Source organism: Erysipelothrix sp. strain 2 (EsS2-7-Brazil) (genome assembly GCF_016617655.1).
In the GTDB taxonomy this organism is placed as follows: domain Bacteria; phylum Bacillota_I; class Bacilli_A; order Erysipelotrichales; family Erysipelotrichaceae; genus Erysipelothrix; species Erysipelothrix piscisicarius.
The window spans coordinates 87,677-95,147 of record NZ_SCFT01000006.1; the positions used below are offsets into that span (position 1 = coordinate 87,677).

At 38.8% G+C, this 7,471-nt stretch carries 5 protein-coding genes and 1 pseudogene; all 6 read left to right on the forward strand.

All coding sequences use genetic code 11. The features are described 5' to 3' along the window. Positions 1–7 precede the first annotated feature (7 nt). Positions 8–1,039 (forward strand): heat-inducible transcriptional repressor HrcA, encoded by a 1,032-nt coding sequence (gene hrcA, locus EPJ90_RS04385; RefSeq protein WP_125164666.1) that lies wholly within the window; start codon positions 8–10, stop codon positions 1,037–1,039. After that, positions 1,023–1,595, forward strand: coding sequence for a nucleotide exchange factor GrpE (gene grpE / locus EPJ90_RS04390; RefSeq protein WP_161636617.1), 573 nt, complete (start codon positions 1,023–1,025; stop codon positions 1,593–1,595). The genes hrcA and grpE overlap by 17 nt, the downstream gene beginning before the upstream one ends. Positions 1,596–1,608: 13 nt before the next feature. Then, complete coding sequence (gene dnaK / locus EPJ90_RS04395) at positions 1,609–3,414, forward strand: molecular chaperone DnaK (protein ID WP_161636616.1); 1,806 nt, start codon at positions 1,609–1,611, stop codon at positions 3,412–3,414. Positions 3,415–3,437: 23 nt separating this feature from the next. Continuing rightward, positions 3,438–4,550, forward strand: a complete 1,113-nt coding sequence (gene dnaJ, locus EPJ90_RS04400) for a molecular chaperone DnaJ (RefSeq protein ID WP_161636615.1) — start codon at positions 3,438–3,440, stop codon at positions 4,548–4,550. A 71-nt stretch (positions 4,551–4,621) separates the two neighbouring features. Then, positions 4,622–7,177 (forward strand): ATP-dependent Clp protease ATP-binding subunit, encoded by a 2,556-nt coding sequence (locus tag EPJ90_RS04405; protein ID WP_200542713.1) that lies wholly within the window; start codon positions 4,622–4,624, stop codon positions 7,175–7,177. A 104-nt stretch (positions 7,178–7,281) separates the two neighbouring features. After that, positions 7,282–7,471 (forward strand): annotated as a pseudogene (locus EPJ90_RS04415) (hypothetical protein); the annotation flags it as partial.

Genomic DNA, 7,471 nt, shown 5'->3' on the forward strand with positions numbered 1-7,471 from the left:
GAATAATATGTTGACGCCACGAAAAATAGAGATATTTAAGGCGATTGTTAAAGAGTTTATTAACACTGCTGAACCAGTGGGTTCGAAGACGTTAATCGATAAATATAACTTATCATACTCGTCTGCGACAATACGAAATGAGATGTCAGATTTAGAAAAAATAGGACTACTGGAAAAGACACATACGTCCAGTGGACGCATTCCTTCAACAAAAGGGTATCGATTCTATGTAGAACACCTCATGGATGAAGAAGAGAATTACGGGATTGAAACCGCGATTGCTCAAATTTTCTCCGATCGACGACTCGGTATTGATGAAGCGATTCGACAAAGCTGTGATATTTTATCACAGATGACGAATCTAACCACGGTTGTATTAGGTCCCAGTGCGATGAATGAAACACTGAAAAGTGTTCAATTAATTCCATTGAGCGAATTTAATGCAATGGCCGTGTTCGTTACAGAGTCAGGGCATGCAGAGCATCGAATTTTTAATTTTGATAGTAAAGTCGATGTGAATGACCTTGAGGCGTGTACTTCAATATTAAATGAACGATTAAAAGGTACAGCACTTTCAGAAGTTGTTGATAAGATGGAAAGTTTAAGACCAATTTTATCAAGACGAATTGAAAAATATGAGGTACTCTTTGAAGCGTTTGTAGGAGCATTTATTAAATTTGCTCAAGACGAAGTCTATTTAAGCGGTGAACGAAATATGTTATACCAGCCAGAATTCTCAAACATAGAGAAACTTCGTGAAATGATGGATATGCTCGAAAACAGTGAAATGTGGCGTAACTTATCCACAGGACAAAATCACTTGAGTCTTAAAAAAGGCGATCAAAGTGAAATTGTTTGGGTTGATGATATGGCCGTTGTATCCAGTTCGTTTAATTTACTCGATAATCATGAGCATAAGTTGATGATTGTGGGACCAAGTCGAATGGAATACAGTCGCGTTGTCTCGTTGATGGATTATGTTTCGGAGATGATCGAAACGGTGTATGGGAAAGGTGGCAATGATGAGCAAGACGAATAAAACCGCTGAAGAATTGCATGAAGAAGTTCAAGATGAAACAGTACTTGAATCAACAAACAGCGAAGAAATTGAAACTTCAGACTCAGTAAATGATACTTCTGAAAATGATGAAGCAATTGATGAGAATGAAGCCTTACGAAAAGAAATTGAAACGTTAAAAAACGACTATTTTAAAATGTTAGCAGATACAGAAAATTTAAAAAAACGTCTGCAACGCGAGCATGATCAACTGCGTAAATACCGTATTCAAGGATTTGCAGCAGATGTGTTGCCTGTGTTAGATAATTTGGAACGTGCATTAAAACAAGAAACAACTGATGAGGCTTTACGAGATGGTGTACAAATGATTTACGATCAGTTAATGGCATCGCTTAAAGCAGAAGGTGTTGAACCGATTAATGCATTGAACCAACCCTTTGATCCAAATATTCATCAAGCAATGATGACAGAGGAAAAAGAGGGTGTTGAATCCAATATAGTTATTGAAGAATTCCAAAAAGGATATATGTTAAAAGATCGCATTCTACGTGCGAGTCTTGTAAAAGTGAGTCAATAGGAGGATATATATTATGAGTAAAGTTATTGGTATTGATTTAGGAACAACAAACTCAGCTGTTTCCGTAATGGACGGTGGAGAAGCAAAAGTAATTACAAACCCAGAAGGAAATCGTACAACACCTTCTGTAGTCAGCTTTAAAAATGGTGAGCGTATTGTTGGGGATGCAGCGAAACGTCAAGTTGTAACAAACCCTAACTCCGCAGTATCAGTTAAACGTTTAATTGGTACAGGCGAAAAAGTTACACTTGAAGGAAAAGAGTATACACCAGAAGAAATCTCAGCAATGATCTTAGGCTATATGAAGAGCTATGCAGAAGATTATCTTGGTGAAAAAGTTACGAAGGCTGTAATTACCGTACCTGCATACTTTAATGACGCACAACGTCAAGCAACAAAAGATGCTGGTAAGATTGCAGGTTTAGAAGTAGAACGTATTATTAACGAACCAACTGCGGCTGCGCTTGCATTTGGAATCGATAAAACAGATAAAGATGAAGAAAAAGTATTAGTATTTGACCTTGGTGGTGGTACCTTCGACGTTTCCATTCTTGAATTAGCAGATGGTACATTTGAAGTATTATCAACTGCTGGAGATAACAAATTAGGTGGAGATGACTTTGACCACATCGTTGTTGATTATTTAGTCGATATTTTCAAAAAAGAAAATGGTATTGATTTATCATCCGATAAAATGGCTATGCAACGTCTAAAAGAAGCAGCAGAAAAAGCGAAGAAAGATTTATCTTCAACTGTAAATGCTTCAATTTCATTACCATTTATCTCAGCAGGCGAAAATGGTCCATTACACTTGGAAACAACATTATCACGTGCTAAGTTTGAAGAAATGACAAAGAGCCTTGTTGAACGTACAATGGTTCCAGTTCGTCAAGCACTAAAAGATGCTGGACTTACTAAAAATGATATTCATCAAGTATTGCTTGTTGGTGGATCAACACGTATTCCAGCTGTGGTTGAAGCTGTTAAAAATGAGTTAGGAAAAGAACCAAATAAATCTGTTAACCCTGATGAAGTTGTTGCAATGGGTGCCGCAATTCAAGGTGGTGTTATTTCAGGAGATGTTAAAGATGTGTTACTTCTTGACGTTACACCATTATCATTAGGTATTGAAACAATGGGTGGTGTGATGACCGTTCTTATTGAACGTAATACAACAATCCCAACATCAAAATCACAAGTATTCTCAACAGCAGCAGATAATCAACCCGCTGTAGACATTAACGTCTTACAAGGTGAACGTCCAATGGCTAAAGACAATAAATCACTTGGTTTATTTAAATTAGATGGTATTGCTCCTGCAAAACGAGGTATTCCTCAAATTGAAGTTACATTCGATATTGACGTAAATGGTATCGTAAACGTTTCAGCAATGGATAAGGGAACAAACAAAAAACAATCCATTACAATTTCAAACAGCTCAGGATTAAGTGATGAAGAAATCGAACGCATGGTTCGAGAAGCTGAAGAAAATGCTTCCGAAGATTTACGATTAAAAGAAGAAGCAGAGCTTAAAAACCGTGCAGAACAATTCATTCATCAAATTGATGAGTCCTTAGCAAGTGAAGATTCACCTGTGGATGATGCTCAAAAAGAAGAAGTTACAAAATTACGTGATGAATTGCAAACAGCAATGGATAACAATGATTTTGAAACATTAAAAGAAAAACTTGATCAATTAGAACAAGCAGCTCAAGCAATGTCACAAGCAATGTATGAACAACAAGCAGGTCAAGCTGAAGCAGATGCTTCGTCAAGTGATGAAACAGTTGTTGACGCTGAATTTGAAGAAAAAAACTAGTTTAAAAACTTTCGGAGGTAGATATGGCAGATAAAAGAGATTTTTATGAAATACTTGGAGTAAGTAAATCTGCCACAGATGCAGAAATTAAGAAAGCCTATCGCCAGTTAGCGAAGAAGTACCATCCTGATATTAACAAAGAGGATGGTGCTGAAGCTAAATTTAAAGAAGTCCAAGAAGCCTATGAAGTCCTTAGTGATTCTCAAAAACGTGCGAACTATGATCAGTTTGGCCATGCTGCCTTTGATCAAGGAGCCGGCGGGTTTGGAGGCGGCTTTAGCGGTGGATTTGATGATTTCGGTGATATCTTTAGTTCATTCTTCGGCGGCGGAGGCGGAGGCCAACGTCGTAATCCTAATGGACCTATGAAGGGTCAAGATCGCTTTATGAGTATGCGAATTGACTTTATGGAGGCTGTGTTTGGTGCCAACAAATCCGTGACTTTAAATGTCGATGAAGAATGTACATCGTGTCATGGTTCGGGTGCACACAGCAAAGATGATATCAAGACATGTTCACGTTGTGGTGGAACGGGTCAAACGGTAACGCAACAACGTACACCTTTTGGTGTGTTCCAATCTCAAGCAACATGTCCAGACTGTGGTGGTACTGGTAAAACAATTACAAAACGCTGTGGCGAATGTCATGGTAAAGGATATAATACAAAGCGTGTCGAAGTGGATATTAAAATTCCTGCGGGCATCGTTACCGGACAACAATTACGTGTTTCTGGTAAGGGTGAGCGCGGCGCCAATGGTGGACCAAACGGCGATCTCTTTATCGAGATTGTAGTTGGAACACATAAGCACTTCAGACGTGAGGGGAATGACATCCATATTAACATTCCTTTATCAGTAATCGATGCCACATTGGGTACGGAGATTGAAGTACCAACTGTGCATGGTGATGTTAAATTAACAATACCTGCAGGTACACAACCTAATACTAAATTTAGACTTCGTGAAAAAGGGGTTAAAGACCTTCGATCAGGACGTATGGGAGACCAATATGTTGAAGTTAAATTAGAAGTTCCAACTAAATTATCACGTCAACAACGTGAACATTTAGAAGCGTTAAAAGAAACAGAAGTAAAAGGTGATAGTGTCTTTGACCGCTTTAAAAAAGCGTTCAAGTGACACACGTCACTTTTCTTTAAATTAAATATTAGCACTCTAAGTAGTTAATTGCTAAAATGGAGGTGAATTGCATGAACTACGAAAATTTAACTGAAAAAGCTCAAGCAGCTTTAATGGAAGCTGTGAACTATGCGACACAAATGCAACACAGTGCCGTGTCGTCAGCCCACTTGATGAAAGCACTTTTGAATTCAGGTGATCTCGATTTAATTTTGGAAGAGACAGGAACGAATAAGTCGAAACTTCTTCAATCTGCCGATGAACGGTTGGATAAACTTCCAAAGGTGCAAGGTGCACAATTGACCATGGACCAAGAAATCACACATGTTTTTGCGAAAGCTCAAGCATGGTCAACGAAACAAGGGGATACCTATATTTCCCTATTTGCCCTTTTTCTGGGAATTTTGGAAGCTGTAAGTGCATATCGTAATCTTGTGGATACCCGCACAATCGAGGCTTCAATTCTCAGTCATCGGTCCGGAAGAGTCATGGATTCACCCCAAGCTGAAAATCAAATTGATGCCTTGTTAAAATACGGACGTGATTTGGTGAAGGATGTTCGTGATGGTAAGATTGACCCTATTATCGGGCGTGATGATGAGATTCGAAGAGTAATCCAAATTCTATCACGTAAAACCAAAAACAACCCAATTCTAATTGGAGAACCGGGTGTTGGTAAGACTGCGATTGCTGAAGGACTTGCATGGCGTATTATGCGTGGTGATGTGCCTTTTAGCTTGAAAAACAAACAACTCATCGAGTTGGATATGGGCTCTTTGATTGCCGGCGCAAAATACCGCGGTGAATTTGAGGAGCGATTGAAGGCGGTTCTCGAAGAAGTAGAACAAGCAGATGGAAACATCATTCTATTTATTGATGAAATTCATAATCTTGTAGGTGCAGGTAAAACAGAAGGATCCATGGATGCCGCAAACTTATTAAAACCGATGTTAGCCCGTGGTGAACTCCACCTAATTGGTGCGACAACGTATAATGAGTACCGCCAACACATTGAAAAGGATGCCGCACTTGAACGTCGTTTCCAACGTGTATCTGTAAGTGAACCTTCAGTAGATGACACCATTTCCATATTAAGAGGTCTTAAAGATCGCTTTGAATCGCATCATGGTGTTAAAATTTTGGATGAATCCATTGTAGCGGCTGCGAAATTATCGGATCGATATATTACAGATCGCTTCTTGCCGGATAAAGCCATCGACTTGATTGATGAAGCATGTGCTTCCATTCGCGTCGAAATGGAATCGATGCCAGAAGAATTGGATGAATTAACACGGAAAATACGCCAACTTGAAATTGAAGAAGCTGCCCTAAAAAAAGAAACTGATGCGAAGACGCTTGAACGTCGTGATGAGATTGTAGAAGAACTCAGCAACCTCAAAGAGACCTATCAAGATCTTTATGCACGATGGGAAAAAGAAAAAGCACAAGTTGATGGGGTTAAAGATGCGAAAGAGGCTTTAGAACGTGCACGTTTAGACTTTGAGAAAGCACAAAATGAAGCGCGTTATGAAGAAGCTGCACGTCTACAATACGAAACCATTCCTGCCCTTGAACGTCAAATTCAAGAAAGCAATGATAACGAAAATTCTGGAAGCATGATTCAAGAAGTAGTTGATGAAGCGTTGATTGCTGAAATCGTATCGCGTTGGACACAAATTGATATCACAAAACTTGTAGCTTCCGAGCGTGAAAAACTCTTGAACCTTAAACATGAGTTGGAAATGTATGTTAAAGGACAAGATGAAGCCCTTCAAACAGTTACAGATGCAATTCTTCGCTCGAAGGCACAAATACAAGATGAGAATAGACCTTTAGGTTCATTTATGTTCTTGGGTCCAACAGGTGTTGGGAAGACTGAAGTTGCTCGTGTTTTAGCCCAACAGCTTTTCGACGATAAAAACCGAATTATTCGTATCGATATGAGCGAGTATATGGAAAAACACAGCGTATCAAGACTTATTGGTGCCCCTCCTGGATATGTTGGTTACGAACAAGGTGGCCAATTGACGGAACAAGTACGTCGTCATCCGTATTCAATCGTGCTTTTGGATGAGATTGAAAAAGCACATCCGGATGTGTTTAATGTACTCCTTCAAATTCTGGACGATGGACACATTACGGATAGTAAAGGGGTAACGGTTGATTTTAAAAATACAATCATCATTATGACCTCGAATCTTGGAAGTCAGTTTGCTTTTGAATCGGATCAAGCAAGTAGAGACAAACAATACATGCAAGCGGTCCAAGCACATTTTAAACCTGAGTTTATCAATCGTATTGATGAAATCATTGTCTTTAATGCACTAAACGATGCGGTGCTTCATGATGTTGCTCGTAAGTTCATTGATGAGCTTGCGGTCCGTATTGGAAGACGTAACCTTAAATTAAGTGTTACAGACAAGGCAATTGATTTAATTGTTGCGGAAGGTAGCGATGTAACCTATGGTGCACGACCAATGAAGCGTTTTATACAACGTGAAATTGAAACCAAAATTGCATACCTTCTTATTGAAAAGGATGTGGAAGATAACAGCATCCTTGAAATTGATGCACATGATCATGAATTTGAAATTCATATTCTTGGGCCTCATAAAAGCTTAAATTAAAAAGAGCCACCTCGGTGGAGTAGTAAACTAAAAGTAGACAAGTAAAAAAGACTTGTCTACTTTTTTTGTGTAATAATAAAATCAAAGATAAAACGGAGGTATTAATGATGGGAAGACCCAAAGGTGGATTAAATAATAAATGGACTTTAATGGTTGATACCTTCAATAATGAAATTATAAGTTCTGCATTATCGCGTACAACTGGTGATCCTAAGCCTTACTACAAGTGTCTCGAGGATCTCCTTGCGCTACTTAAGGATAATAAAAAAACAGCTCCCACGATTCTTCACACAG

Coding starts and splice junctions, on each gene's coding strand:
- hrcA (WP_125164666.1), top strand. CDS start 8: ATGTTGACGCCACGAAAAATAGAGATATTTAAGGCGATTGTTAAAGAG.
- grpE (WP_161636617.1), top strand. CDS start 1,023: ATGAGCAAGACGAATAAAACCGCTGAAGAATTGCATGAAGAAGTTCAA.
- dnaK (WP_161636616.1), top strand. CDS start 1,609: ATGAGTAAAGTTATTGGTATTGATTTAGGAACAACAAACTCAGCTGTT.
- dnaJ (WP_161636615.1), top strand. CDS start 3,438: ATGGCAGATAAAAGAGATTTTTATGAAATACTTGGAGTAAGTAAATCT.
- EPJ90_RS04405 (WP_200542713.1), top strand. CDS start 4,622: ATGAACTACGAAAATTTAACTGAAAAAGCTCAAGCAGCTTTAATGGAA.